Raw genomic sequence first — 25,927 nt, forward strand, 5'->3', positions numbered from 1 at the left:
CGGCCGCCGGGTCCGACGCGGACGCCGGAGCCGAGCTGGTGGACGTGGCGCGGAACGACGGTGTGGCCGGCCTGAAGGACACGTGCCGGCGGGTCAAGGCCGCCGCCGCGCCCGACGAGCTGGCCCGCCACCGCGCCATCCACGCCTCGCGCTCGTTGCGTCATTGGAACGACCCCGACGGCGCGGGGCGCCTCGACGGGCGCTTCACCCCCGAGGTGCTGGCCGAGCTGTTGGTCGCGCTCGAGCCCTTCGAGGCCGAGGCGTTCCGTGAGGCCCGGGCCGAGGGCCGGCGGGAGGGCTTCGACACCTACCGGGCGGATGACGGACCCGGGCGCGGCGGGGCAGGGCCGCGCAACACGGTGCACGTGGTGATCGACCACGCCGCGCTCGTGCGAGGAACGGCAGAACCGGGTGAGCGTTGCGAGGTGGCGTGCGTGCGCCCGGTGCCGGTGAAGGTCGTGCGCTCGATGCTGGACGACGCCTCCGTGACCGCCGTCGTGAGCGACGGGGTGGATGTCTCCACGGTGGCGCACTTGGGGCGGCGGCCCACCGCCCACCAGCGCAGCGCGCTGGAGGTGCGCGACCCCAAGTGTGTGGTGCCGGGCTGTCACGTGCGGGTGGGGCTCGAGATCGACCACGTCGAGCCCTGGAGCGCGACGCGCGTCACCAAGCTACCGGCTGGAGGGCGGCCCCGGGCACTGGCGCTGGCTCAAGCCCGACGGCAGCGACGTCGACCCGCGACCACCGCCGCGACCGGGGCGGGCACTGCGACCACCCGACGACACGGGCACGGTCGCGGAACGACAGGCGCGCATCTGTGACGCCGCGATCGCGCGCATCGAGAGGCTCGTCGGGTGATGCACACGACGTGCGGGCCGACGTTGATCGATCGCGAGAACCGAGTCGAGGGTTCCGGTAGCTTCGGACTTCCCATGTCAGACGCCCGAGGGTCGCCGCCGACGTTGTACGAGTGGGCCAGTGGGAGGGACGCGTTCCGGCGCTTGATCGACGCGTTCTACGACCGCGTCGAGGCCGACGAGCTGCTCTCGGCGTTGTTTCCGGGAGGGGTGGGGGAGGAGCACCGCAGCAACGTCACGGCGTGGTGGTGCGAGGTCTTCGGCGGGCCGCCCACCTACACCGAGGAGCTGGGCGGCTACGAGCGGATGCTCGGCAGGCACCGCGGGCTGCGCATCACCGGCGAGCAGCGGTTCCGCTTCGCCTCGCTGATGAGCCTGGCCGCCGATGACGCGGGGTTGCCGGACGACCCCGAGTTTCGGTCCGCGTTCGTCGCCTACGTCGAGTGGGGCACACGGCTCGCCCTGCACAACTCCGGGCCGGATGCCGACGTGGTCGAACATGCGCCCGTGCCGCGGTGGGGATGGGGTGTGGCTCCGCCTTACCGCGCGTAGGGCCCGAGGCGTGGGCGCGCAACGGCTACAGCTCGCGCAACAACTCCGTCGGTCGCATCCGGTTCAGCATGCCGGTGGCGGCGAGCGCGGCCGCCAGCGCCGCCGCCGGCGGCAGGACGACCAGCCGCGCGACTCGCGCGGTCGTGACGGTCGCGAACGTCACGTGCGGGTCGAGGAAGAAGAGCGGCCGCAGGACGTGCACGAGCAGGTGGGCCATGACGGTGCCGACGAGCACGCCCGTCGCCAGCCCGCAGAGCGCGACGAGCGCCGCCTCTCCGAGCACGAGCGCCCGCAGCTGCCGGGCTTCCATGCCCTGCGCGAGCAGGGTGACGTACTCCCGGCGGCGCTGCAGCATCAGCCCGAACACGAACGTCGTCATGCACGCCGCGCTCATGAGCAGCGTGTAGAGCGAATCGAGGTCGACCAGGCCGTGCACGTTGAGGGCCGTCAGGCTCGACTGGTCCTTGTCCAGCGCAGTCGCGGTGGACTCGACGGTGATGGGGTCGCCCTTGCCCGGGCCCGACTGCAGCGCCGCGACCGCCCGCGCCAGGCCCGCGTGGCTGTGATCCGCGGTACGGGCGAGGAAGAAGTCGGCGCGGGTCGAGGTCGTCGCCGCCCGGTAGTACGCGAGGTTGGCGACGAGGTTCGTGCCCTGTGGGAACCCGGGGAAGCGGTCGAAGCGCCCGACGACATGGAACTTCCGCAGCGTCTGGTTCTTCGTCCCCCGGGCGAGAAGCACCTCGACGCGGTCTCCTGGCGCGACCGACAGCTCGTCGGCCGTCTGCGAGTCGACGAGCAGACCCTCGCGATCTGCCCGGAGCGCGGCCATCGCGGCCGTGGCCGACTGGTCGACGAAGAACGAGTCGGAGAGCGCGGCAACCCGCCCGAAGCTCGCGGGGTCAATCGCCGCCATGTCCTTGCGATCCTGGTTGAAACGGCCGAACAGCACCGAGTTCTCGAGCTTGAACACCAGCGGCGTCACCGCGGACACGCCCGCGACCCGCAGCTCGGACGCGAAGCTCGCCGGGTGATCCCGAGGGCTGAGGACGCTCGGCGTGACGCGAAGATCGGAGCCGACGACGAACCTGGAGTCGGCGACCTTCGCGTCGTCGTAGCCGGCGGCGAACATCGCGATGCTCATGCCGAAGGCGACGACCAGACTCACCCCGACGACGCCGGTGGTTAGCGTCCAGGTCCGCCTGCGCAGGCCGCGCGTCAGGATCCCGCGGATCAACGGACCGAAGCGGGGAGGTGCGGGCACCGGGAGCCGCGACGCGATCGCCTGGACCACGCGAACCGAGAGCAGCGTCCCCCCCAGCCAGGCGACGATCGGCGCGAGCAGGAGACGCGACGGCAGTGACGCGGGCTCGCCCGCTGAGACCGACGAGGTGGGAGCGTCGAAGGCTCCGGAGCGCAGCGCGATGCCTTCCGCGATGCCGGCCGCCGCCAAGAGGAGGAGGTCGAGCCGCCAACGCCGCCAGGCCGGCGCGGGATCGGCCGTAATCTCCCGGCGCTGTGTGATGACGTCGCGCCGAAGCGATCGACGACCGGGGACGTACAACGCGATCGCGGTGGTGATCATCCCGGTGGCGACGGCGACGAGCCCGGACGCCGCGAGGTCGGTGCCGGATGCTTCGGTCAACGGGCCCCGGCCGAGGATCGCCATCACCGACACGAAGCCGAGCCCCGCCCCGATGACCGACCCGACGCTGGCGAACGCAACCGTCCGATAGGCGAGCATGCGCAGCAGGTGACCACGGTGCGCGCCACGGACGCGCAGGTTCGCCTGCTCGCGCCGCTGGGTGCTCGCGAGGATGCTGCCGGCGTACGCGGCGAGGAACGCGGCGAGGACGACGCCGGGCAGCCCCAGGAAGACGAACATCCGCTTGCCCACCACTGCGTCGTCCCGTGCCACCTCCAGCGTGTTCGAGATGTTGTCGATGAGGTACTGCTGCCCCGGGGCGAGGCGACCGACGGACCGGGCGATCGACTTGGTCTGTGCCAAGGCACGCGCGGGGTCGGCGTGGAGGCGCGACCGGTCGACGAGCACGTCGACCTCCGACACCGGGACGTTCCTCACCAGGCTCCCGCGCGCCGCGCTCGCGGCCCGGAAGGCGGGGACGACCCGGCTCCGGAACGTCGAAGGGCTGACGATGATCGCGTCGGGGACGTAGAGGAAGTCCTCGAGCTTGCTCGACTTGCGGCTGGAGAAGAGCGGGTTCGCCCGGGCCAGGTCGACGACACCGCTGACGGGCAGCGCGAGCGGGTCGGGATCGCCGGGGACGCTCAACCCGACTGTCGCGCCGGGCGGGGCGGCGAGCGCGCGGGAGGCCTCCGCGCTCAACAGCGCGGCTCCCGGCGCGAAGGACCCGACGGCTACCCGGATCGAGGGATGGTGGGCCTGGTAACGCGCGTCGAAGCCGAAGACCCGCACGGCATCGCCGGCAGTTGCGCCGCCGGCACGAAGCGAGCCGGGCGGGAGGTCGACGAACGACAGCGCGTCGGCCGCGGCGACGCCCGGGATCCGGGCAACGCGGGCGCGGAGTTGCTCCAGCGTCAGTTGCGCGGGGGCGTTGGGCGGGATGGGCACCACGTTCTCGCGGCTCGAGACCCTGCCTCGCAGGGCGAGCGCGCCGACCCGGCTCACGCTCCGCGTCGCTCGGGCGACGTAGGTGAGCGTGATCCGCTGCTGGGGGAGGAGCGTTCCGACGTTCAGACCGGAGCGTGCCAGACCCTGGGCCAGGGGGATCTGCCCGGACCGGTCGGGAAGCGCCGCGTCGTTCGACGTCGTCGTGTCGTGCACGTAGGAGAGAGGCGGCGGCGGCTCGTCGTTCACGACGACGTCGTTCGCAGGTTCGGCGCCATCGTTGACGACGGTGAGCGTGAACGTGACGTCCTGCCCCGGACGGAGCGCGCCCGGCGCGGACACGCGCTCCTCGAACCGGAGGCCCCGACCGAGCGGGGAGGTGAGCACCACCTGCATGTCGAGGGCGAGGGGGGAGATCGCCCGCGCGGTCATCGTCGCGCTCGAGCCGTCGACGAAGAAGAGGACGCCGGAGAAGAGCCCGACGCCGAGCGCGACGCCCACCAGCGACGCAAGCGTGCGCCGCGGGTTGCGAACCAGCTCGCGCCAGACGTAGCGGAGCATCTACTCGACGAACCGGCCGTCACGAAGGATGAGGGTCCGGTCGAGCCGCCGGGCCACCGCGGCGTCGTGGGTGACGACGACCAACGTCGTCCCGGCTCCACGCTGTGCGCCCAGCAGAAGATCGAGAACGGCCCCGGAGTTGACCTCGTCCAGCTCACCCGTGGGCTCGTCCGCGAGGATCAGGCGCGGCCGGTGGACGAGGGCACGCGCGACCGCGACCCGCTGACGCTGTCCGCCGGAGAGCTGGTCGGGGAGCTTGTCGCGCTCGTCCCCGAGGCCCAGCTCGGCGAGCAGCTCGAGGCCGCGCGCGTACCCCTCGGGATCGGAGCCGTGCAGGGCGAGCTGTAGGCCGACGTTCTCGACCGCGGTGAGGAAGGGCAGCAGGTTGTCGGATTGGAAGACGAGCCCGAGCTCGGCCCGGCGCAGGCGGGCCCGCTGGTCACCCGGCATGCGCGAGACCTCCTGTCCGCCGATCAGCACGCGGCCGGCGGTCGGAGGCTCGAGGCCACCGATCAGGCCGAGCAGGGTCGACTTCCCGCAACCACTCGGACCGGTGATGGCGAGGCTGGTGCCGGCCTCCACGTCGAGCCAGATCCCGTCGACCGCGCGGACGACACCGGCGGGCGTCGTGTAGTGCTTGACGACCGCATCGAGGGTGAGTCCTAGGGCGCGCGTCACACGGGCCCGACGTGACTCGTCAAGAGACACAGCCGTTCAAGAGCCACAGCCGTTCAAGAGACACAGCCGCTCAAGAGACACAGCCGTTCTCGAGACGCAACCGGTGGGCGGCGCGGGCGGCCAGGTCGCGGCTGTGGGTCACGAACAACACGGTCAGGCCCCGATCCCGCGACGCGTGAGAGATGACCTCCATGACCTGCTCCGCGTTCGCAGAGTCGAGCTCGCCGGTCACCTCGTCCGCGAGAAGCAGGTCCGGATCGTTCGCGAGGGCCACCGCCACGGAGACGCGCTGCGCCTCGCCGCCCGACAGGCGGCGCGGCAGATGGTGGAGCCGGTCGGCGAGGCCGAGCTCCGACAGGACGTCCCTCGCCCGGGCCCCGGCCCGCCCGCCGCCTCCGAGCTCGACCGCGAGCTCCACGTTCTCCGCCGCGGTGAGGAAGGGGATCAGGTTGTCGCTCTGGAGCATGATCCCGATGCGCCCGGCGCGGAGCCGGGCGCGATCGGTGTCGTCGAGCTCGGTGATGTCCTGCCCGTCGAAGACGACGCGACCCGATTCGGGGACCATCAGGCCCGCGATCAGGCCGAGCAGCGTCGACTTCCCGCTGCCCGACGCGCCGACGAGGCTCGTCGTCTCGCCCCGCGCGAGCTCCAGGCTCGCGCCGTGGAGCACACGCGTGACGGCCGGGCCCTCTCGATAGGTCTTCGAGACCTCGTCCACCCGCACCAGGGCCACCACCGTCGGGGCTCGAACGCTCAGGTCGACCGCGTCGCGGCCGCGGAGCCGCCGAAAACGTCCTTCGCCTCGGTTCCCGCGTGCCGGTCGATCCTCAGGGCCTCGGCGCTGATCTCGGCCAGGCCCTGCGGACTGAGCTCCGTCACGTTGATCAGCTCCTCGGTCTCCTGCTCATCGCCCGAGCGGGGCTCGGTCTTGATACCACCGACGCCCGGCGCGAAGTACTTGTTCTCCGAGCCCTCCCGGATGACGAGCACGTCGGTGTAGCACGTGAAGGGAACGCACGTCCGCTGACCGGTCTTCACGACCTCGGCGGTGGCGGTGCCCTCCCCCGGCACCTTCGCCTCGGTGAAGCTCGGCGTCCCCGTCGTCGGGTTCGCCGGCATCAGGATCCCCTTCGCGCCCCCGTTCACGCCGGTCAGCCAGGCGTCGGTGGCGTTCACGAACTGGCCGCCTTCGTAGCTCTCGGTGTACGAGCCGAGATACAGCACGTTCCCCCGCGCGTCCTCGGCCACGTAGTCGATGGCCTGCTCCGCGACCTCCCCGCCGTCGAAGTCCTGGTCGAGGACGAGCACCGCGCGTGTCCCGTCGATCTCCTTGACGACGTCGGTGACGGTGTAGACGCGGCGATGCGGAAGCCGCCGGTGGCCGCGGTTCACGAATCCCTGGCTGACCAACTGGTGCCCGGGTGTGAGCGGGAACCACTTGTTCGTGCTCTTCACCCCCGACCCGCGCCCGGGATCGACCGCGGTCGTCGGAGCGGATGTGGTCGGTACGGACGTGGACCGTGAGTCGAGCCCGGACGCGGGGGCGGATGCCGGCTTCTTCGCGGCCTTGTCGCCGCTGCACGCCGCGAGCGCCCCCGAGCAGAGCGCGGCGACCGTCGCCGCCGCAAGGAGGGCGCGTCTGCCGTCGGTGTCGAACACGCGGGACAGTCTCGCAGCCGTAACTTGAACGGGCGCTGAGAACCGGCTGTGCCGGACTCGCGATCGGTCTGATTGACTCTTGATGATCCCCGTTCCGCCCCCGATGATTGGTTCCGGCCCTTGTGGGGGGAAGAAGGCAACGCTCTTGGCTCTCGGGGAGGAGGGCTCATGCGCACGGCTGCGATGCCCACCGGACGGGACGAGCAGCCCGGCGCTCGCGGTGCCGCCCTGTTGGCCGCGCTGCTGCTGGGGGGGCAACTGCTCGCTGCGTGCGGAGGCGAGGCCGGCGCAGGCACGCGGCCGACCATCAACTTCTACATCTATCCCGACAACTCCGGGGCGGTGCAGCAGGCGGTGGACACCTGCACCAAGAGCAGCGGCGGCCGCTACGTCATCAAGTACCAGAAGCTCCCCACCGGCGCCGACGGTCAGCGCCAGCAGATGGTTCGGCGGCTGGCGGCGCGGGATAGCGCGATGGACGTGCTCGGCCTCGACGTGACGTGGGCGCCCGAGTTCGCCGGGGCGGGCTGGATCCGGGAATGGACGGGCGCCAACAAGGCGCAGGCGATGGAGGGCACGCTCAAGGGCCCCCTCGAGACGGCGAGCTACAAGGGCAAGCTCTACGGCGCCCCGTACAACAGCAACACGCAGCTGCTGTGGTACCGCTCCGACCTGGTGCCGACGCCACCGGCGACATGGGACGAGATGATCGACATGTCGATCGCCCTCGCCAAGCAGGGCAAGCCGCACTACATCGAGATACAGGGCAACCAGTACGAAGGCATCACCGTGTGGTTCAACACGCTGCTCGCGAGCGCGGGCGGGAGCGTGCTCACCGCGGACGGCAAGCGCGCCTCGCTCGGCCCGCCGGCCGTCAAGGCGCTGACGGTCATGCAGCGCCTGGCCACCTCGCAGGCCGCGGACCCGTCGTTGTCCGTCCAAATGGAGAACGACAACCGGTTGGCAATGGAGAGCGGGACGGCCGCCTTCGAGCTCAACTACCCGTTCGTGTACCCGTCGATGAAATCGAACCAGCCGCGCCTGTTCAAGAACTTCAGGTGGGCGCCGTATCCGGCGGTCATCGCCGGACAACCCGCTCACGTCACCATCGGCGGCATCAACCTGGCGGTCAGCAAGTACTCGAGCCACCCGGACGAAGCCTTTCAGGCGGCGCTCTGCCTCCGGAACCGCGCGAATCAGAAGGTCGGCGCGGTCAAGGGCGGTGTCCCGCCGTCGATCTCCGACCTGTACGACGACCCCTCGCTGCAGGCGGACTACCCGTTCCGCAAGGACATCCAGGCTTCGCTCGCCACTGCCGCGGTGCGACCGCTGACGCCCGCGTACCAGAACCTCTCGATCGTCATCTCGCACGCGGTGTCGCCGCCCGCCAGCATCAAACCGCAGAGCACGGAGAAGAAGATGGCCAGCCAGCTGAAGGACGCGCTCGTGTCGAAGGGGCTCATCCCGTGAGTGTCGGCGCCCACACCCAGCTCTCAGAGGGAGCCCGAGCCGAGCGGCGCCTGGGGTGGCTCCTGTGTGCGCCGGCGTTCACGATCATGGTCGCCGTCACCGGCTATCCGATCGTCTACGCGATCTACCTGTCATTGCAGCGCTACGACCTGCGCTTTCCGTCGCAGGCCAAGTTCATCGGGCTGTCGAATTACGCGGCCGTGCTGTCCTCGCCGTACTGGTGGGACGCGTTCGTCGTCACGTTGGTCATCACCCTGATCTCGGTCGCCATCGAGCTCGTCCTCGGGATGGCCCTCGCGGTCGTGATGCACCGCACGATCTTCGGTCGGGGCACCGTCCGCACCTCGATCCTCATCCCCTACGGGATCGTCACAGTCGTCGCCGCGTTCAGCTGGCAGTACGCGTGGACGCCGAGCACCGGCTACCTGTCCGCCCTGTTCAGCGAGAGCGCGCCGCTCACCCATCAGCTACAGGCCATCGCCGTCATCATCCTGGCCGAGGTGTGGAAGACGACGCCGTTCATGGCGCTGCTGCTCATGGCCGGCCTCGCGCTCGTGCCGGAGGACCTGCAGAAGGCGGCGAAGGTCGACGGCGCGACCGCCTGGCAGCGGTTTGTTCGCGTCACCCTCCCCCTCATGAAGCCGGCGATCCTCGTCGCGCTGCTCTTCAGGACCCTCGACGCCTTCCGGATCTTCGACAACATCTTCGTGCTGACGAGCGGCGGCCACAACACCGGCTCGGTGTCGATCCTCGGCTACGACAACCTCTTCTCCGCCCTCAACCTCGGCATCGGGTCGGCGATCTCGGTGCTCATCTTCATCTCCGTCGCGATCATCGCTTTCCTGTTCATCAAGGGATTCGGCGCCGCGGCGCCGGGGAGGAGCTGAGGGCCGATGGCAGCCACGGCCAAGCAGCGAGTGGGTTGGGGGTCGGCGAACGCCCTCATCATCGTGTTGGCGCTCATTCCGCTCCTGTGGATCGTCTCGCTGTCGTTCAAGGACCCGGCGACGATCACCAGCGCGACGTTCTGGCCCAAGCGGTGGACGTTCGAGAACTACCGGGGCATCTTCCGCACATCCGAGTTCACCCGGGCGCTCGTCAACTCGATCGGCATCGCGCTCATCTCGACGTTCATCGCGGTCGTGTTCGCCTCGATGGCCGCATACGCGGTCGCCCGGCTGGACTTTCCCGGCAAGAGCGCGCTCATCGGCATGTCGCTGCTCATCGCGATGTTCCCGGCGATCTCGCTCGTCACGCCGTTGTTCAACATCGAGCGGACGCTGCGGCTGTTCAACACCTGGCCCGGTCTCATCATCCCCTACATCACCTTCGGGTTGCCGCTCGCCATCTACACGTTGTCGGCGTTCTTCCGTGAGATCCCCTGGGAGCTGGAAAAGGCCGCGAAGATGGACGGCGCCACGCCGTTCCAGGCCTTCACCAAGGTGATCGCGCCGCTGGCCGCGCCCGGCATGTTCACCACTGCCATCCTGGTGTTCATCCTCTGCTGGAACGACTTCCTCTTCGCCATCTCGCTGACCTCGACCACGCGGGCCCGCACCGTGCCGGCCGCCATCGGTTTCTTCAGCGGCAGCTCGCAGTTCACCGCGCCGACCGGGTCGATCGCGGCGGCCGCCGTGGTCATCACCATCCCGATCATCGTCTTCGTGCTGTTCTTCCAACGACGCATCGTCGCCGGGCTCACGTCGGGTGCGGTGAAGGGTTAGCCGGACTCTCAAACAAAGAAAGAAGGGGCGCTGCTGTGGCCGACATCGTCTTGGAGAAGGTGACCAAGCGTTATCCCGATGGGGCGCTCGCGGTCGACAAGGTCGACCTCGAGATCGCGGACGGGGAGTTCGTCATCCTCGTCGGGCCGTCCGGCTGCGGGAAGTCCACGACGCTGAACATGATCGCCGGCCTGGAGGACATCTCCGAGGGAGAGCTCCGCATCGGTGGGAAGCTCGTCAACAACATCGCGCCGAAGGACCGCGACATCGCCATGGTCTTCCAGAGCTACGCCCTCTACCCGCACATGACGGTGCGGGAGAACATGGCGTTCGCGCTCAAGCTGGCCAAGACGCCACAGGCCGTCATCGACCAGAAGGTCGACGAGGCCGCTCGCGTCCTCGACCTCACCCAGCACCTCGACCGCAAGCCGGCCAACCTCTCCGGTGGTCAGCGTCAGCGCGTGGCGATGGGCCGGGCCATCGTGCGCGACCCGCAGGCGTTCCTCATGGACGAGCCGCTGTCGAACCTCGACGCCAAGCTGCGCGTGCAGATGCGGACCGAGGTGTCACGCCTGCAGAAGCGGCTGGCCACCACGACCGTCTACGTCACCCACGACCAGACGGAGGCCATGACCCTCGGCGATCGGGTGGCGGTCATGCGCAGCGGGGTTCTCCAGCAGGTGGGGCCGCCGCAGGAGCTGTACAACGATCCCGCCAACCTCTTCGTCGCCGGCTTCATCGGCTCTCCGGCCATGAACTTCATGCCCGCGAGGCTCGAGCAGGGCAAGCTGCGCACCAAGCTCGGCGACATCGAGCTGGGCGACGAGATGCGGCGGGCGCTCGAGCAGCGCGCGGGGGACCGCGACGTGATCCTCGGCGTGCGCCCGGAGAGCTTCGAGGACGCCGCGCTCGTGCCCGCCGACGTCCAGGTGCACGGCGTCACCTTCTCGGTGTCCGTCGACGTGCTCGAGTCGATGGGGTCCGACGTCTTCGCGTACTTCACCCTCGAGGGTGGGCCCGCGCAGAGCGCGGAGCTCGAGGAGCTGGCCCGCGACTCGGGTCGGGCCGACACCGGCTCCGACACCGACCAGATTGTTGCCCGCCTCGACGCCGAGACGAGGATCCGCGAGGGCGAGAACGCCAAGATGTGGGCGGACACGCGTGCGATCCACGTCTTCGACCCGAGCACCGGTGAGAACCTCACCCGGCGACCCGAACGCGGGACCACGACCGCCGCGACGTCGCCGATCTAGGAACAGCTCTGCTTCTCAATTGCCCTGCATCTCAACGGCTCTGCTCGCGCAGCCTGCGGATGACGTCGTCACTCCAGTCGTGCGTGCGGATGAGCCGGTACCGCTCCCGGGTGACCCGTAGGTACGCCTCCGCCTCGCTGCTCGCGCCCAGCAGCTCGGCTTCGCGCAACATGCGGACCACCGGCGTGTACTCCTCGGCATACCAACGTCGTGCGATCTCGGCGCGATCGAAGAAGCGCTGCTCGTGCTGCATGCACCGGAACCCCCAGGCCTCGACCGCCTCGCCCAGCTCCGCGTACGACCAGGGGTCGGAGACCGTGATCTTGGCCTGCGCCTGCGCGGACAGCGGGACGCGCGACAGGAACATCCGCTCGTAGCTCTTGAACAGGAGGTCGCCGCGCCCGCGTATGCCTTTGGCGGGCAGCGTCGTGCGCACCTCCGTGACGTAGGCGTCGATCGTGGTCTGGCCGGTCGCCAGCGCGATCGACACGCGGTGGTGACCATCGCGCACGAAGTGCAGCTCACCCACCCGGTAGACGTCGATGGGAGGGATCGGCGCGCCCCGCCGTTGCGCGAGCGCGAGCCGCTCCCACCGTTCGCGGACGCGAGCTGACGTCGGCCGGAACCGGCGGTCAAAGTCGCGGCGGGAGTCGACCGTGCCGACGACCGTGCTCAGCCTGATGGTCTTGAGGCCCAGGGCGCGTTCGCCCTCGACGCCGAGCGCGCCAACCACGTCGCTGAACGGAAGGATGAGGTTGACGTCGTCGGGCCCGCGTCGCAGCCGCTGCGCCAGCCGCGCCAGCACCTGACGTCGGCGGACGCGCAGGAAGTCGTTCTCGACATCGGAGCGCGGAAAGCCCGTCTCACGAGGCACGCCCGCTACGCCTCCTCGAAGAGAGCCTCTCCCCGCCGCAGGCGGGTGGCGATGCGCACCACCTGGGACAGCTCCCGCCGGGTCGGCGTGTGCGCGGCAAGGAACCGCGCCATCCCGGCGAGGATCAGCGAGCCCTCCTGCGACCCGGGCGGCCACGCGTGGAACTGGCGCACCGCAGCCTCGTAGGTCTGGAACCAGTGGAACTCGGCGTCCTCCGTCAGCAGCGCGCGCCCCAGCGCGGCGATGGCCGCGGCAGGGTCGCCACCGCGTGCGAGGTGGCGGTAGACGATCGTGCCCGCTTCGTCGACCCTCCCTTCCCGGTCCCAACAGGGCTGGAGGGCGGCAAGGTTGTCCGTGGGGTCGTCGGTGGGGCTGTCGGCTTCCCCCGGGGAGTCAGCGGGCAGCCGGGCGGCGGGGACGTTCAGGAAGCGGTCGACGTAGATGCGAAGGGCGCCGTGGTAGACGGCGCGCAGCAGCCCCGCCGTCGGCGCGCGCACGATCGCCTGGTGCAGCGCGTTCGCGGCCGTGAAGGCGTGGTGCACCTCGTCCCAGTCGCCGTGGTCGTTCTGCGTGTGGAAGCGCGTGATCCTCAATGCGGCGGCGTACGCGACCGCGCGGCCGAGCTCCTCCGGTTCGGCGCCGGCCGAGACCGCGTCGTCGATGGCGGCGACGATCTCGGCCGGGTCCTCGGCCAGGATCGCCCAGGCCAGCTCGGCGACGCCGCGGTCGTGGTCGAAGGTGACGTTCCGAGCCCCCGCGGCCGATCGGTCGTCCAGCGCGGCGGTCGCCCGCCTGATCATGCCGGCGAGATCATGCGGGTACCGCCACGCGCCCTGCTCCTCGCTACGGGTCGCCGCGGCGGTTTGCGCGACCAGCGTCGGCAGCACGTCCGGGGCCATGTCCCAACCGAGATGATCGAGCACCTCGAAGGCCTTGTTGGTGAAGTCGAGGGTGTGGCCACCGTCGATGAAGACGTGGTCGGTGACTGCTGAGAACATGACGTTCGCAACGACGAGGGCGTCGACGCCGAGGATGGCCGAAGCCAGGGTGCGCTCGGCCGCGTCGCCCGACCGGGTCTCGACGAAGCGTCGGTACCACGCGTCCAGCCGGTCGGCGGGAAGCGCGCCGCCGAGCGGCAGCAACGGGAACCGGGGCGGTCGGCCGCGAGTGTCGCGCGAGACGAACGCGAGCCCCTGCACCAGCGCGAGGCCCTGGTCGGCCGGCTCCAGGTGGGGGAGCACGTTGGCCATCGCGGTGAGCACGGTGAGGCCCGCGCCCCACCCCGCGGCGCGGTAGCGGGTGCCGAAGTCGACGCCGGACCGCACGATGTCGCGCGCGGGCACGCCCGCGTCGAGCAGCCCGAGCACGGCTTTGGCGATGACGAGGGTGATGCCCTGCTCGAGTCCTTCCTCGAGCCGATGCAGGAGGTGACCGGTGCGGTCGCGATCGGGCTCGACCACGACCGTGACCCTGCCGTCGTCGACCTCGACCGGATAGGCGCGGACGTCGTCGGCCCACGGGTCGAGCGTTCCCCCCGAGCTCAGGTCGAAGCGGGCGTTGTGCCAGTGGCACGTCAGCAGACCGCTTTCGACGGTGCCACGGTGGAGCGGAAAGCCCATGTGCGGACACCGATCGTCGAGCGCGAAGGCCGCGCCCTCGCTCCAGAAGACACAGATCGGCTGCGCACCGGCCTTCCCGGTGAGGCATCCCGCCTGCTGCAACTCGTCGAGCGTCCCCACCGTGATGCGATCGACCACCGCGACCTCCCTGTTACGAGGCTAACTCCGCGCGACGGGCGGGCTCTCTCCTATCGCAACCGTTGGGTGGCGCACCGACCAGGCTGCACCTCGCCTCGGCGAACAGCCCCGCCAAGACCAACCGCCAGAGGTGTCGCCTGTGCCCAGCGCGGCGAACACCAGCGTCGCGCTCCCGCAGCGGGTGCCGTTCGGCTTTCACGGCACCTGGCTCCCGATCTCGGTCTGAACCCGGCCGGAGGGCCGCGACGGGGGCCGCTGAGATACGAGACGGTTGCGTTTCGATCCGAGACCGGATAGCAAGCGTCCCCATGCGAGAGGCGCTGCGAGACCCGGCCGTGGCCCACCGACGCCGGTGGCTGACCCTGCTGGTGCTCTGCATCAGCCTGATCGTGATCATCCTCGACAACACGATCCTCAACGTCGCCATCCCCACGCTGGCGCACCCGACGGCGCAGGGCGGCCTGGGCGCCACGGCCAGCCAGCTGCAGTGGATCGTCGACGCCTACACGCTCGTGTTCGCGGGCCTGCTCCTCACGGCCGGGAGCCTCGGAGACCGCTTCGGCCGGTACCGGTGCCTCACCATCGGCCTCGCGGTGTTCGGTGTCGGCTCGACGCTGTCGGCGTTCGCTCCGTCGGCCGGCTTCCTCATCCTCACCCGGGCGACCATGGGCATCGGTGGCGCGTTCATCATGCCGTCGACGCTCTCGATCATCACGAACGTGTTCACCGACCCCGCGGAGCGCGGCAAGGCCATCGGCATCTGGGCCGGCGTGTCCGCGCTCGGCCTCGGGCTGGGCCCGATCAGCGGTGGGTTCCTCCTCGAGCACTTCTGGTGGGGCTCGGTCTTCATCGTCAACGTCCCGATCGTGATCACCGGGTTGGTGCTCGGCTACCTGCTCGTCCCCGAGTCGAGCGACCCATCACACGGCCGCCTCGACCCCGTCGGCGCGCTGCTGTCCGTCGTGTCGCTCGGCTCGCTCCTGTGGGCGGTGATCGAAGCGCCATCGAAGGGTTGGAGCTCGGCTCCGATCCTCGCCGGGTTCGCGATCGGTGCCGTGCTGCTCGGCGCGTTCTTCGCCTGGGAGCTCCACTCCGAGCACCCGATGCTCGACATGGCCTTCTTCGAGAACCCGCGCTTCAGTGCCGCGAGCGGCGCGATCACGCTCGTGTTCCTGTCCCTCTTCGGCACGCTGTTCCTCATGACCCAGTTCTTGCAGTCGGTGCTCGGCTACTCGACGGTGAGGGCGGGCGCGGTGCTGTTGCCGCAGGCGGCGGTGATCATGATCTGCGCACCACTGTCCAACGTGTGGGTGCAGAGGCTCGGCAACAAGATCGTGGTGGCGGCCGGGCTGTTGCTCGTGACGACGTCGCTCGTGCTGTTCACGACCTTCGAACCGAACAGCAGTGTGCTGCACGTGATCCTGATCACCATGCTCATGGGCATGGGCATGGCGAACGTCATGGCGCCGTGCACCGACTCCATCATGGGCTCACTGCCGCGCGCCAAGGCCGGTGTGGGGTCTGCGGTGAACGACACGACCCGCCAGATGGGCGGAGCCGTCGGCGTGGCCGTCTTCGGATCGATCATGGCCAGCCACTTCACGAGCGCGATCACCCGCAAGCTCGCGGGGAGCGTGCCGCCCGAGGTGTTCGCGCAGGTGAAGGACAACGTGGGCCAGGCCATCGGCGCCGCGCACCAGGGCGGGCCCATCCGGCCCTTCGCGGCCCAGATCGTTCGCGCCGCCAACGCCAGCTTCGTGAGCGGTCTGCACATCGTCGGCGTGACCGCGGCCTGCGTCACCCTGCTCGCCGCGGTCGGCGTGGCGCTGTTCCTGCCGGCGCGTGCGCGTGACGGCGAGCCCGTCACTGCCGACGCCGACCGGGTTCCGGTGGGCGTGGGTGGGGCGTGATGGCGCTCACCGGCGGTACCTCCGACATCAACGGCGCCGACATCGACAACCCGGAAATCGGCTGTGCCGACGGGCGTCCGCGGGCCGGACGGCGCCGCGACCCGTCGCGCGACGAGGCCATCCTCGCCGCGACCCTCGCGACGTTTGCCGAAGAGGGTTACGCCGGCGTGAGCATCGAAGGCGTCGCGGCGCGTGCCGGAGTCGGGAAGGCGACCATCTACCGCCGTTATGCCAGCAAGGCGCAGCTCGTCGTCGAGGCGGTGCGCGTGGGCGCCTGCCTCAACGACCACCTGCCCGACACCGGCGACCTGCGGTCCGATCTCGCGAGCATGTTGCGGGCCATGGTCCAACATCTGCGCAGTGCCGACGGCGCTGTGCTCGTCACCTTCGCCGCGGAGCGACTGCTCCATCCCGAGCTCGCCGCCGAGTTCGACCGCTCGGTGATCGGCGAGAAGCGCGCCCACACCCGCCGCCTCATCGCCGCCGCGGTCCATCGGGGCGAGCTACCGCCGGACACCGACGTCGAGCTGGTCGCCGAGACGGGACCCGCCATCGTTTGGCACCACGCGCTGTACGGTCTGGCGCTCACGGACGAGCTCCCGGCGCGGATCCTCGCGCTGGTCCTGCCGCCGGAGGGCTAACGAGCTAGCTGCTCAGCCGATGCAGGCGCTCAGGGCTTCGGGACGACACCGAGCTGCTGGAGGAAGCCGAGCGTGTCCCAGACCTGCCAGGTCTCGGCGATCTTGCCGTCCTGGACGCGGTGGATGCTGATGGCGTCGACCTCCACCTTTTTTCCGGTGGGCGCGATGCCGTTCATGTCCCCGACGTGGGTGCCGCTCCCCGTCCAGCGCGCCACCACCCGATCGCCGGTCGAGAAGATCTCCTCGATCTGCCAATGGCCGTCGACGCCCTGCTGGTAGGCGGAGACGACATCGATCATCGCCCGGGGGCCGTCGCCCGCCGGCACCTGGGGATCATGCATCTTGTGCCCGGCGGCGAACACCTCGGGCGCGATGTCGTTCTTCCGCTCGTTGCACATCTGCTCGTAGAAGCGACTGACGACTGCTTCGTCTGCTGCCGACATCGAAATCCCTCCCGATCGAGCGTCTGGTCGGGGCTATTCGGTCGCGGCGACGGGCGCGGATGCCGGGCGCAACGGAACCAGCGCGACCACGGCCACCGGGCGGACGAAGCCCTTGACGTGGAACGACGTGGCCGACGTGGCGTGGACACCAGGAGGGAGCGCGAACCCGTCGTCGGCCGCGGCCAGGATCTGGTCGGACTGAGCGCGTTCGCAGAGGCGGGCCGCCAGGTTCACGGCCCGGCCCACGTAATCGTCGCCGTCGAGGAGGATCACCGCGCCCGTGGCGATGCCGCCGCGAAGGGGCAGCCGGCCTCGCGTCTCATGGTGGAGCTGGAGCTCGATGACGGCCGTCACCAGGGGCTCGGGCTCCACGCCCACGAGCATCACGCCGTCGCCGAGCCACTTGTCCACGCGCACGCCGGCGGCGCCCGCGGCCTCCCGCACGCCGGCACGCAGGACCCGGAGCTCGGCGACCGCGGCGTCGTCGCCGTAGAGGTCGACGAAGTCGGTGAACCCGCACAGGTCGACGAACGCGAAGCTCCGGGACACCCGGGTGGTCGGGCTCGGCTGGGCACCCCAGAGCTCGGAGCCCGGAGCGCTCACCGGCCCTCTACGGCCGGTGCGTGTTCGCCGAGCGCCGGCTACATCCGGGTCGAGAGGCTCGGTGCGCATATCGCACGCTCCCATTCGTGAGGTGCCACCCACGTTACCCGGTCGCGGGGGCTCTGCTAGCTCTAGTTGCACAAATGTGACCGCATTCACATAGCCTCGGTCCCACGGGCGCGACCGTCCGGGGCGGCCGCGACGCGTGGGAACGCGCCCCTAGTCGATCTGGATGCTCGCCTCGTCCAACGCGCCCTTGAAGAACTCGGATCCGGGATGGGCGCCGATCACGACCGGGGCGGTGTTGCTGATCGCGCCGACGCTCACGGTCTTCGAGTACGTCTGGCCGTCGACGATCAGCTTGATCGTCGACGAGGTCTTGACGCACTGGACCGTGTGCCACTTGCCGTCGTTCAACGCGGGCCCCCTGGTCAGCGAGCTGCTCGTCGTGCCCTTGAAGCCGCACGACGCCTGTCCGGTGGGCTGGTACTCCATCTTCCACTCGCCGCCGGGGGTGTCGTACTTGCCCTTGCGGATCAGGTCCCAGTCCGGCTTCGCGGGAACGCTCGTCGCCTTGAGGTGGATCGTGACCGTGAGGTTCCTGCTGCCGGGGTTCAGGTCGCTCGCCGACGGCACCGAGACGTAGCTCGAGCCGGTGAACCCGTAGGCCTTGCCCAGGTAGCCGGCCAGCCCGAGCTGCACGGAGTGCAGGCTGCCGCTATGGCTCCCGACGGAGTCGCGCATGACGGTGCCCGAGGTCTCGTCCATGTGCCAGAGCGCAACCGGGCCGGTCGCCGCGCTCGCCGGAGCGGCACCCACCAGCCACGCCGCCGAACATGCCAGCGCGGCACCGACGGCGGCCCTTCTCCGTGCGGTCCGGTACGAGATCGTGTTCATCGTGGCTCCCAAGCGCTCGAGGGGGACGGCGCAGAAGGTGCTAGCCGCCCGAAGTGCGTAAAAAGTAAAAATACCCTATTTAGCCCGGGAGTCGTTCCCTCGACCCCGGGTCGAGGAGCGCGGCGACGGCGGGCGTCAACCGGGCGCCCGACTCGGGCGTCTATCTGATCGCCGACACAGGACGGAGCCCCGACCAGGGGCAAGGGAGAGGCGACGATGGAGCGACAGCTGTGGACGATGGTGGGTGCGATCGCTTCGATCGCGCTGGCGCTGGGCGTGGTGGCGCTGCCGGCCGACGCCGCCACCCGCCCGTACTGCGGTCTGCGCTGGGGATCGCTGCAGAAGCAGATCGGTCGCGGTCCGGGCTTTCCCCCGAGCCCGCTCGTGGGCGTTCGCGCCGGCCGCCACGCCTGCTTCGATCGCCTCGTGTTCGACCACGACGGCGTGATCGCGGGAGGCGCGGTCCGGTACGTGTCGCGGGTGACGACCGAGGCCGTCGGCGACCCCGTGCCCCTGCGGGGCGGCGCCTTCCTGCAGATCGTCCTCTACGCGCCGACCAACGACCTCGACGGCCGCCCGACCTTCAGCCCGCGCGATCCCGCCGACCTCGTGTCGGTGAGCCGCTTCCGCACGTTTCGCCAGGTCGCCGACGGAGGCTCGTTCGAGGGCTACACGACGGTGGGCCTCGGCGTGCGCGCCCGGCTTCCCTTCCGTGTGTTCGTCCTGCGCGGTCCGGGCTCGCAGTCCCGTCTCGTGGTCGACGTCGCCCACCGTTGGTAGGAGGCGCGGGCAGCCGAGGCCCGAGCTCCACGCGACGAAGGCCCGGCTCGCGTGCGCCGGACCTCGTCGATGTGCCCCCCCGTCATGAGTGTGGGTGACGCGCGGGCTCGGGGCCATGGGCCGCGTTGCTCATTGGTGGGAAACGGAGTGCGCGGGTCAATGAGGCGAAGGCGGCATGCTGTGACCGTGACCCAGGGAGCGATCTCGCGCCGCGGGCAACCCGGCCTCAGACGTCGCACGAAGATCGTGGCGACGATCGGGCCTGCGTCGGACGCCCCCGCCACGATGCGGGCGATGGCCGCGGCAGGGATGGATGCCGCGAGAGTGCCGCTCGCGCACGGCTCGACGGCCGACGCCGTCGAGCGCATCCAGCGGATTCGAGCGACGGTTCCCGATCTCGGGATCCTCGCCGACCTGCCGGGCCCGAAGATCCGCACCTCGCCGTTCCCCGACGGTGGGATCGGCGTGCTGACCGGCGCGGTCCTCAGCCTCGTGCCGGGCGATGGCGACGGCGTGAGCGCGGCCGGTCGGATCGGCGTACCCGATGCAGTGTTGCTGTCGAGACTCGAGCTGGGTGACCGGGTCGCGGTCGGTGACGGCGGCGTGTCGCTCGTCGTGCGGGACCGCTCTGGCGAGGTCGTCTCGGCCGAGGTGGTGAGCGGCGGCCGGCTCCAGGGTCGTCCGGGCATCTCGGTGCCGGGCAAGCGGATCCCCGTCGTCAGCCCCACGGCCGACGACCTGGAGCGGCTCGAGGTGCTCGTGCAACACGACGTCGACGCGGTTGCGGTGTCGTTCGTTCGGTCGGCAGACGACATCGACGAGGTCAGGGGTGCCGCGGGCAAGGCACCGATCATGCTGGTCGCCAAGATCGAGACGCCGGAAGCGGTCGCCGACCTCGATGACATCGTGGCGGCGGCCGACGCGGTGATGGTGGCACGCGGCGACCTCGGGGTCCGGATGCCGCTCGAGGATGTCCCGCACATCCAAAAACGCATCATCCGCACGGGAGTGCGCTACGGACGTCCGGTCATCACCGCCACCCAGATGCTCGAGTCGATGGTGACCGCGTCCACTCCCACGCGGGCGGAGGTGACCGACGTCGCGAACGCGGTGCTCGACGGCACGAGCGCCGTCATGCTCTCCGCGGAGACTGCCGTCGGTGCGGACCCGGTCGGCGTCGTCGCCACGATGGCTCGCATCGCGGCGCGGGCGGAGCAGGATTTCGACTACCTGGGGTGGGGTGCCAACCTGGGCACCCAGCAGGTCGCAGGTGGTCGAGCGTCACCTGCCGGGATCACCGCCGCGACAACCGCGGCCGGTTGGCGCGCAGCGATCGAGGAGGAGGCTGCGCTCATCATCGCGTGCACCCGCTCCGGTGCGACTGCCCGCGCCATCTCGCGGTTCCGTCCCGCCATGCCCCTCGTCGCGGCCACTCCCTCGACGAGGACGGCAAGGCAGCTGACGCTGAGCTGGGGCGTCGAAGCCCTCACCGTGGACGAGTCGAGGAGCACCGACGACATCGTGTGGTTCGCGGTCCAGGCCGCGGTGCGGGCGGGTCACGCCGCTCCGGGCGACGTCGTCGTCGTGCTCGCCGGCTCACCGACCGAGCCCGAGCCTGCGACCGACACACTGCGTCTCGTACGCATCCACTGACTCGCAGGGTTGCGACGGTCTGCGCCTAACCTTCCGCCCATGTGCCGCAACATCACGACGCTTCGGGGCCTCGATCCACCCGCCACCACCGAGGAGGTCGAGGCCGCGGCGCGACAGTACGTCCGGAAGGTCAGCGGGGTGCAGCAGCCGTCGGAAGCCACCGCCGCCGCAGTTGACGCCGCCGTGCGCGACATCGCAGCCACAACTGCCACCCTTCTGGCGCAGCTGCCGCCGCGCCGGCAGCCGCCTGCCAGCCTGCCGCCGCTGCGGCGCCCGGCAGTGCGGGCCCGGCTCGGTCTCGACCGGTGATCCGGCCTGCCGGCCACGGACGAACGTCTTCGCGTCGCTGAGCGCACGAGGAGCGTGATGGACCAGCCCGAAGTCGTCGTGATCGGAGCGGGCATCGCCGGAGGGGCCCTTGCCGCGGTTCTCGCCCGGTCCGGCAAGCGCGTGCTCGTGCTCGAGCGCACGCTCGAGCACGAGGACCGGGTGAGGGGCGAGTACATGCACCCGTGGGGCGTGGCCGAGGTGCACCGCCTCGGCCTCTACGACACGCTGATCGACGCGGGGGCGAACGTCCTCGCCCGGCTCATCCCGTACGACGAGTGCCGTTCGCCCGAGGAGGCGGAGGCCGGTGCCGTCGGTCTCGCGCTGCTGCCGGGCGTCGACGGACCGCTCGGCGTCAGCCACCCGGGGGCCTGCAACGCGTTCGACGCCGCCGCCGTCGCGTCCGGCGCCGAGCTCGTCCGGGGCGTGAGCGACGTCACGGTGAAACCCGGCCGAGAGCCGGTCGTCACCTATGCCCTCGACGGACAGACGACGTCGGTGATGCCGCGGCTCGTCGTCGGAGCCGACGGGCGAGAGTCCACCGTGCGGCGCCGGCTCGACTTCGAGCTCCATGCCACCGAGCCCCGGACGATGGGCGCGGGGATGCTGGTCGATGGCGCCGACGAGTGGCCGGAGTCCGACATGGTGATCGGGAGCGAAGGCGGCCGCAACTTCCTGGCCTTCCCCCAGGGCGGTGGGCGCGTCCGCCTCTATCTCTTCTACGACGTCCGCGACCGGCACCGGCTCGCGGGCCCGGAGAAGCAGAGAGCGTTTCTCGAGGCCTTCCGACTGAAGTCGTTCCCGGGTGGAGAGATCTTCGCCTCGGGAACGCCAGCGGGACCGTGCGGCGCGTTCCCGATGAACGACACCTGGGTGGAGCAGCCCGCGATCGACGGCGTGGTGCTCGTCGGCGACGCCGCCGGTCACAGCGACCCGCTCATCGGCGAGGGGCTTTCGGTCGCGATGCGCGACGTGCGTCAGGTCGGCGAGACCCTGCTCGATGGAGACGACTGGTCGCCCGCAGCCTTCGCCGGTTACGTGGAGGAGCGCGACGAGCGGATGCGCCGGCTGCGCTTCTTCGCCGACGTCGTCACGACGTTGAGCGTGGACGTCGTCCCGGGCGCGCTCGAGCGCCGGCGCCGGGCCGACGAGCGGCTCATGACCGACCCGGAGCTGTTCATGGTCCGCGCCGGCGTCTTCGTCGGCCCCGAGGTGACGCCGGCGGAGCTCTTCTCGGACGCGACGAAGGACCGGATCTTTGCGACCGCGTGATCCTCGACGGCGCGGGTCATGCGTCGACTGGTAGTGATCGTCGCGACCGGGCTGCTCGTCTCCGGCTGCATGCTCCGGATCAGCACCGACCCGTTCACCAACACGACGAGCCAGCACCGCACCCAGGTCGAGCCGGACACGTTCTCGTTCGGGTCGACCGTCGTGGCGACCTTCCAGTCCGGTCGGTTCTTCGACGGCGGCGCGTCCGACATCGGGTGGGCGACCTCGACCGACGGCGGAAGCCACTGGACGACGGGCTTCCTCGACGGGATCACCAAGTACCGGGGCGCGGGTCCGTACGACCGCGCCAGTGACCCGTCGGTCGCCTACGACGCGCGCCACGGCGTGTGGCTCATCGCCGCCCTCACGCTCGTGGACTCGGTCAATCCGCCTGCGGGCCGGGCGGTCGTGGTCAGCCGCTCGACCGACGGTCTCAACTGGGGGAGCACCCCGACGACCGTCGCGACGGGCACGTTCGTCGACAAGGGCTGGACGGTCTGCGACAACTCCCCGACGAGTGCGTTCTACGGGCACTGCTACGCGGAGTACGACGAGGTCACCGCGGGCGATCGGTTGCACATGGCGACGTCGGTCGACGGCGGGCTGACGTGGGCGCAGGCGACCGTGCCCGCGGTGAGCGGTCTCGGTGGTCAACCCGTGGTCAAGCCGGGCGGCGCGGTGATCGTCCCCTACCTCACTACCGGAAATGCCGTCGCCGCGATCCGCTCGATCAACGGTGGCGCGAGCTACGCAGGACCGGTCACGGTCGCGACCGTTGCCCGACATCCGGTCGCCGGCAATCTGCGCAGCGATCCGCTGCCGACCGCGGAGATCGACGCCGCGGGCCGGGTGTACGTCGCATGGGCGGACTGCCGCTTCCGCAGCGGCTGCGCGGCCAACGACATCGTCATGAGCACGTCGCTCAACGGCACCTCATGGTCGCCGGTGACGCGTGTCCCGATCGACGCGACGACGAGCACGGTCGATCACTTCATCCCCGGTCTCGGCGTCGACAAGGCGACATCGGGGAGCTCCGCCCATCTCGCGCTCGCGTACTACTACTACCCGAACGCGAGCTGCACGAGCTCCAACTGTCAGCTCGCCGTGGGGTTCGTCAGCTCGACCAACGGCGGGACGACATGGAGCTCGGCGCAGCAGCTCGCGGGCCCGATGTCGCTCAGCTCGCTCGCGAGCACCAACCAGGGCCCGATGGTCGGTGACTACGTCTCCACGTCGTTCTCGGGGGGGAAGGCGTTCCCGGTGGTCGCCGTCGCGAACCCACCGAGCAACAGCACCCTCGACGAGGCCATGTACACGGTCGCGGGCGGGGTCGCCGTCGCGGGCGGTACGGCCTCAGGCGCCGGCGATCAGGTCGTGGCTGCGCCCGTGCCGCACGCGGCCCGGTCGTTCATGACGCGCGCGTGACGGGGCTGCCGTAGCCGTAGTCGCGCGCGAGGCCTCATCGCGGCTTCCGACCCCACCAACGTCGCCTGCGCACGATCGGCCGTGGCCCGCCCATGACGCGCTCCTGCGTGCGCAGGAAGGCGTCTCGGATGTTGCCCCAAGCGCCTGGCTGATCCTTCTTCGGCCGCCGACCCAACATGGACCCACCTTGGCACGACGGCCTCGACGACGCACCGCGCCGAGCCTGGGTCCTGGTGTAGGGAAACGATTGTCGGCGCCGGGCACGACTTGGAGGAACAGGGCCGGGCGCGATTGGCTGGGCGGGGTCGGACGCGGCGGTGGGCCTCGATCGGGCTCGACGACGAATCGCAAGGAGGACAGCCGGTGGAAGACGAGGATCTGCTCGAGCGCATCAACCGATTGGCGGCCGAGGAGCACCGGCTGCACGAGGCGCACGTCGGCGGTGGTCTCAGCGACGAGGAGCGCGCCCGCCTGCGCGAGGTGGAGGTGGGCCTCGACCTCTGCTGGGACCTGCTGCGGCAGCGTCGGGCGCTCCGCAACGCCGGCCTCGACCCCTCGGACGCGGCGACCAGGAGCGAGGGCACGGTCGAGGGCTACCAGCAGTAACCGCGTGTGCGAGGCTCCATGCGTCAGTCATCGAGCAGGAGGTTGTCGCGATGCCGGCCGTGTTCGTTCACGGTGTCCCGGAGACACCGGCAGTGTGGGATGGCGTGCGGTCGCGTCTGCATCGTGACGACGTGGTGGCCCTTCAGCTCCCTGGCTTCGGTTGCGCCCGACCCGACGGCTTCGGCGCCACCAAGGAGGAGTACGTCACGTGGCTCGTGGGGGAGCTGAGCGGGCTGCGGGCGGGGGGCCCGATCGACCTTCGTGGGCCACGACTGGGGAGGGGGCTTCGTGGTGCGGTTGGTCAGCACGCGCGCCGACCTCGTGCGCTCGTGGGTCTCCGATGCCGCCGGCCTGGGCGATCCCGACTTCGAGTGGCACGAGTTCGCCAAGATCTGGCAGACGCCCGGCGCGGGGGAGGAGTTCTTCGACCAGCAGCTCGCCCAAAGCGTCGAGGAACGGGCCGGCGTGTTCGAGATGTTCGGCGTCCCCCACGACGGCGCGGTCGCCATCGCCGGCGCGGTCGACCGCACGATGGCCGACTGCATCCTCGCCCTCTACCGGTCGGCGGTCGACGTGGGGAAGGAATGGTCCCCCGACTTTCACGACGTCGGGAAGCCGGGGCTAGTGTTGATTCCGTTCGAGGACCCGTTCCTCTCGGACGAGGGGGCCCGGTTGGGCGCGGGCCGGGCCGGGGCCGCGGTGGCCGATCTCGCGGGCCTCGGCCATTGGTGGATGCTGCAGGACCCGGAGAGGGGTGCCGCGGTGCTGGAGGAGTTCTGGTCGAAGGCGGGCTGAGCGCGCCTACTGCACCTGCTGCGGCGGGCCCACGAGCGACGTCCGCTCGAACGACGCGATGACCTCCTTCTGCGTCGTCGCCGCCAGCGGATCAGCGCCCGGCGGCACGTAGCAGTAGAGGCTCACCTCCACGCCGTCATCGTCGAAGTCGTCGGCGTCGAGCTCGATCGCGCTCCCGTCATCGGCGAACTCGAGCCGGAATCGCGGCACGCCGGTCACGATAGACCTCGGGTGCGGAGAGAGGCCGGGCCGATCGGTGCTGCGATCTGCAGAGAACCGGCGGGGTTGGGGTCCGGACGCGGCGGGTGCCGAAGCGAAGCGGAGGCCGGGCCCGCGGTCAGAACAGGGCCGGGCCGGATCGGTGCTGCGATCCGCAGAGAACCGCCGGGGTTGGGGTCCCCGCCGGACGCGGCGGGTGCCGAAGCGAAGCGGAGGCGGGGCCCGCCGTCAGAAGAGTCGCGCGGTGGCCAGGTCGGCGCCCGCTCGCAGGGCGCGGAGCTTCTCCCACACCAGCGACGGCGCCACGTCGCCGAGGCCGGCCGAGGTGTCGAACCCACAGTCGGTCCCGGCGATGACGCGGCGGGGGGCGCCGACGGCTCGAGC

Annotated in this window: 23 protein-coding genes and 2 pseudogenes (1 of these 25 cut by a window edge); 14 read left to right on the forward strand and 11 right to left on the reverse strand. The window is 70.5% G+C overall.

Annotation, left to right across the window (positions count from 1 at the left end; translation table 11 throughout):
• The first annotated feature begins 932 nt into the window (after nucleotides 1-932).
• Entirely contained in the window at nucleotides 933-1,409 is a 477-nt protein-coding gene (locus E6G06_03670; protein ID TML92864.1) for an oxidoreductase, read from the forward strand.
• Nucleotides 1,410-1,434: 25 nt separating this feature from the next.
• Here E6G06_03670 and E6G06_03675 read toward each other — a convergent pair whose 3' ends face one another.
• The 4 genes from E6G06_03675 to E6G06_03690 form a co-directional block, all read right to left on the reverse strand.
• Entirely contained in the window at nucleotides 1,435-4,557 is a 3,123-nt protein-coding gene (locus tag E6G06_03675) for an FtsX-like permease family protein (GenBank protein ID TML92865.1), read from the reverse strand.
• Nucleotides 4,558-5,235 (reverse strand): ABC transporter ATP-binding protein, encoded by a 678-nt coding sequence (locus tag E6G06_03680; protein ID TML92866.1) that lies wholly within the window; start codon nucleotides 5,233-5,235, stop codon nucleotides 4,558-4,560.
• Nucleotides 5,236-5,305: 70 nt separating this feature from the next.
• Nucleotides 5,306-5,992 (reverse strand): ABC transporter ATP-binding protein, encoded by a 687-nt coding sequence (locus tag E6G06_03685; protein TML92867.1) that lies wholly within the window; start codon nucleotides 5,990-5,992, stop codon nucleotides 5,306-5,308.
• Complete coding sequence (locus E6G06_03690; protein TML92868.1) at nucleotides 5,989-6,894, reverse strand: hypothetical protein; 906 nt, start codon at nucleotides 6,892-6,894, stop codon at nucleotides 5,989-5,991. Before E6G06_03690 ends, E6G06_03685 begins: the two co-directional genes overlap by 4 nt.
• 183 nt (nucleotides 6,895-7,077) lie before the next feature.
• On the opposite strand from E6G06_03690, the gene E6G06_03695 reads away from it, so the two are divergent.
• The 4 genes from E6G06_03695 to ugpC all read left to right on the forward strand — a co-directional run bounded on the left by E6G06_03695 (nucleotide 7,078) and on the right by ugpC (nucleotide 11,341).
• Complete coding sequence (locus E6G06_03695) at nucleotides 7,078-8,364, forward strand: ABC transporter substrate-binding protein (GenBank protein TML93035.1); 1,287 nt, start codon at nucleotides 7,078-7,080, stop codon at nucleotides 8,362-8,364.
• A gap of 86 nt (nucleotides 8,365-8,450) precedes the next feature.
• On the forward strand, nucleotides 8,451-9,251 hold the full coding sequence (locus E6G06_03700; GenBank protein TML93036.1) for a sugar ABC transporter permease: 801 nt from the start codon (nucleotides 8,451-8,453) through the stop codon (nucleotides 9,249-9,251).
• A 6-nt stretch (nucleotides 9,252-9,257) separates the two neighbouring features.
• Nucleotides 9,258-10,088, forward strand: coding sequence for a carbohydrate ABC transporter permease (locus E6G06_03705; GenBank protein TML92869.1), 831 nt, complete (start codon nucleotides 9,258-9,260; stop codon nucleotides 10,086-10,088).
• Nucleotides 10,089-10,123: 35 nt separating this feature from the next.
• Nucleotides 10,124-11,341 carry a sn-glycerol-3-phosphate ABC transporter ATP-binding protein UgpC gene (ugpC, locus tag E6G06_03710; protein TML92870.1) on the forward strand — a complete coding sequence of 406 codons (1,218 nt, stop codon included), beginning with the start codon at nucleotides 10,124-10,126 and terminating at the stop codon, nucleotides 11,339-11,341.
• Nucleotides 11,342-11,372: 31 nt separating this feature from the next.
• On the opposite strand, the gene E6G06_03715 is transcribed toward ugpC, so the two are convergent.
• Together E6G06_03715 and E6G06_03720 are read right to left on the reverse strand one after the other, a co-directional pair.
• Nucleotides 11,373-12,215 (reverse strand): chromosome partitioning protein ParB, encoded by an 843-nt coding sequence (locus E6G06_03715; GenBank protein ID TML92871.1) that lies wholly within the window; start codon nucleotides 12,213-12,215, stop codon nucleotides 11,373-11,375.
• 5 nt (nucleotides 12,216-12,220) lie between these two features.
• A complete protein-coding gene (locus tag E6G06_03720) occupies nucleotides 12,221-13,972 on the reverse strand; it encodes a Rieske 2Fe-2S domain-containing protein (protein ID TML92872.1) in 1,752 nt (583 codons plus the stop codon).
• A 308-nt stretch (nucleotides 13,973-14,280) separates the two neighbouring features.
• Between E6G06_03720 and E6G06_03725 the strand changes: the two genes are divergently transcribed.
• Together E6G06_03725 and E6G06_03730 are read left to right on the forward strand one after the other, a co-directional pair.
• Entirely contained in the window at nucleotides 14,281-15,882 is a 1,602-nt protein-coding gene (locus E6G06_03725) for a DHA2 family efflux MFS transporter permease subunit (protein TML92873.1), read from the forward strand.
• The gene (locus tag E6G06_03730; GenBank protein ID TML92874.1) at nucleotides 15,882-16,523 is read left to right on the forward strand and encodes a TetR/AcrR family transcriptional regulator; all 642 of its coding nucleotides are present in this window, start codon (nucleotides 15,882-15,884) and stop codon (nucleotides 16,521-16,523) included. Before E6G06_03725 ends, E6G06_03730 begins: the two co-directional genes overlap by 1 nt.
• Before the next feature lie 29 nt (nucleotides 16,524-16,552).
• On the opposite strand, the gene E6G06_03735 is transcribed toward E6G06_03730, so the two are convergent.
• The 3 genes from E6G06_03735 to E6G06_03745 all read right to left on the reverse strand — a co-directional run bounded on the left by E6G06_03735 (nucleotide 16,553) and on the right by E6G06_03745 (nucleotide 18,466).
• The gene (locus tag E6G06_03735; protein TML92875.1) at nucleotides 16,553-16,966 is read right to left on the reverse strand and encodes an ester cyclase; all 414 of its coding nucleotides are present in this window, start codon (nucleotides 16,964-16,966) and stop codon (nucleotides 16,553-16,555) included.
• Nucleotides 16,967-16,999: 33 nt separating this feature from the next.
• Entirely contained in the window at nucleotides 17,000-17,569 is a 570-nt protein-coding gene (locus tag E6G06_03740; protein TML92876.1) for an adenylate/guanylate cyclase domain-containing protein, read from the reverse strand.
• A 219-nt stretch (nucleotides 17,570-17,788) separates the two neighbouring features.
• Nucleotides 17,789-18,466 carry a LamG domain-containing protein gene (locus tag E6G06_03745; protein TML92877.1) on the reverse strand — a complete coding sequence of 226 codons (678 nt, stop codon included), beginning with the start codon at nucleotides 18,464-18,466 and terminating at the stop codon, nucleotides 17,789-17,791.
• A 216-nt stretch (nucleotides 18,467-18,682) separates the two neighbouring features.
• On the opposite strand from E6G06_03745, the gene E6G06_03750 reads away from it, so the two are divergent.
• The 7 genes and pseudogenes from E6G06_03750 to E6G06_03780 all read left to right on the forward strand — a co-directional run bounded on the left by E6G06_03750 (nucleotide 18,683) and on the right by E6G06_03780 (nucleotide 25,324).
• Nucleotides 18,683-19,246 (forward strand): hypothetical protein, encoded by a 564-nt coding sequence (locus E6G06_03750; protein ID TML92878.1) that lies wholly within the window; start codon nucleotides 18,683-18,685, stop codon nucleotides 19,244-19,246.
• 51 nt (nucleotides 19,247-19,297) lie between these two features.
• Nucleotides 19,298-20,899 (forward strand): pyruvate kinase, encoded by a 1,602-nt coding sequence (gene pyk / locus E6G06_03755; GenBank protein TML92879.1) that lies wholly within the window; start codon nucleotides 19,298-19,300, stop codon nucleotides 20,897-20,899.
• A gap of 39 nt (nucleotides 20,900-20,938) precedes the next feature.
• Entirely contained in the window at nucleotides 20,939-21,208 is a 270-nt protein-coding gene (locus E6G06_03760) for a DUF2277 domain-containing protein (protein TML92880.1), read from the forward strand.
• Between the two features lie 57 nt (nucleotides 21,209-21,265).
• Nucleotides 21,266-22,498, forward strand: a complete 1,233-nt coding sequence (locus E6G06_03765) for an FAD-dependent monooxygenase (GenBank protein TML92881.1) — start codon at nucleotides 21,266-21,268, stop codon at nucleotides 22,496-22,498.
• Between the two features lie 18 nt (nucleotides 22,499-22,516).
• Nucleotides 22,517-23,923 (forward strand): exo-alpha-sialidase, encoded by a 1,407-nt coding sequence (locus E6G06_03770; protein ID TML92882.1) that lies wholly within the window; start codon nucleotides 22,517-22,519, stop codon nucleotides 23,921-23,923.
• A gap of 363 nt (nucleotides 23,924-24,286) precedes the next feature.
• A complete protein-coding gene (locus tag E6G06_03775) occupies nucleotides 24,287-24,529 on the forward strand; it encodes a DUF2630 family protein (GenBank protein TML92883.1) in 243 nt (80 codons plus the stop codon).
• Between the two features lie 50 nt (nucleotides 24,530-24,579).
• Nucleotides 24,580-25,324, forward strand: a pseudogene (locus E6G06_03780) (alpha/beta hydrolase).
• A 6-nt stretch (nucleotides 25,325-25,330) separates the two neighbouring features.
• On the opposite strand, the gene E6G06_03785 reads toward E6G06_03780, so the two are convergent.
• Nucleotides 25,331-25,534, reverse strand: a complete 204-nt coding sequence (locus E6G06_03785; protein TML92884.1) for a hypothetical protein — start codon at nucleotides 25,532-25,534, stop codon at nucleotides 25,331-25,333.
• 5 nt (nucleotides 25,535-25,539) lie between these two features.
• A pseudogene (locus E6G06_03790) lies at nucleotides 25,540-25,927 on the reverse strand (hypothetical protein) (it continues 953 nt past the right edge of the window).

It is taken from the genome of Actinomycetota bacterium, assembly GCA_005888325.1.
Taxonomy (GTDB): Bacteria; Actinomycetota; Acidimicrobiia; order Acidimicrobiales; family AC-14; genus AC-14.

What these genes read in the sequence shown, in the direction of transcription:
- E6G06_03770 (TML92882.1), top strand. Translation starts at nt 22,517, where the DNA reads ATGCGTCGACTGGTAGTGATCGTCGCGACCGGGCTGCTCGTCTCCGGC.
- E6G06_03745 (TML92877.1), bottom strand. Translation starts at nt 18,466, where the DNA reads ATGAACACGATCTCGTACCGGACCGCACGGAGAAGGGCCGCCGTCGGT.
- E6G06_03735 (TML92875.1), bottom strand. Translation starts at nt 16,966, where the DNA reads ATGTCGGCAGCAGACGAAGCAGTCGTCAGTCGCTTCTACGAGCAGATG.
- E6G06_03750 (TML92878.1), top strand. Translation starts at nt 18,683, where the DNA reads ATGGAGCGACAGCTGTGGACGATGGTGGGTGCGATCGCTTCGATCGCG.
- E6G06_03760 (TML92880.1), top strand. Translation starts at nt 20,939, where the DNA reads ATGTGCCGCAACATCACGACGCTTCGGGGCCTCGATCCACCCGCCACC.
- E6G06_03730 (TML92874.1), top strand. Translation starts at nt 15,882, where the DNA reads ATGGCGCTCACCGGCGGTACCTCCGACATCAACGGCGCCGACATCGAC.
- E6G06_03670 (TML92864.1), top strand. Translation starts at nt 933, where the DNA reads ATGTCAGACGCCCGAGGGTCGCCGCCGACGTTGTACGAGTGGGCCAGT.
- E6G06_03695 (TML93035.1), top strand. Translation starts at nt 7,078, where the DNA reads ATGCCCACCGGACGGGACGAGCAGCCCGGCGCTCGCGGTGCCGCCCTG.
- E6G06_03765 (TML92881.1), top strand. Translation starts at nt 21,266, where the DNA reads ATGGACCAGCCCGAAGTCGTCGTGATCGGAGCGGGCATCGCCGGAGGG.
- E6G06_03725 (TML92873.1), top strand. Translation starts at nt 14,281, where the DNA reads ATGCGAGAGGCGCTGCGAGACCCGGCCGTGGCCCACCGACGCCGGTGG.
- E6G06_03705 (TML92869.1), top strand. Translation starts at nt 9,258, where the DNA reads ATGGCAGCCACGGCCAAGCAGCGAGTGGGTTGGGGGTCGGCGAACGCC.
- E6G06_03675 (TML92865.1), bottom strand. Translation starts at nt 4,557, where the DNA reads ATGCTCCGCTACGTCTGGCGCGAGCTGGTTCGCAACCCGCGGCGCACG.
- E6G06_03700 (TML93036.1), top strand. Translation starts at nt 8,451, where the DNA reads ATGGTCGCCGTCACCGGCTATCCGATCGTCTACGCGATCTACCTGTCA.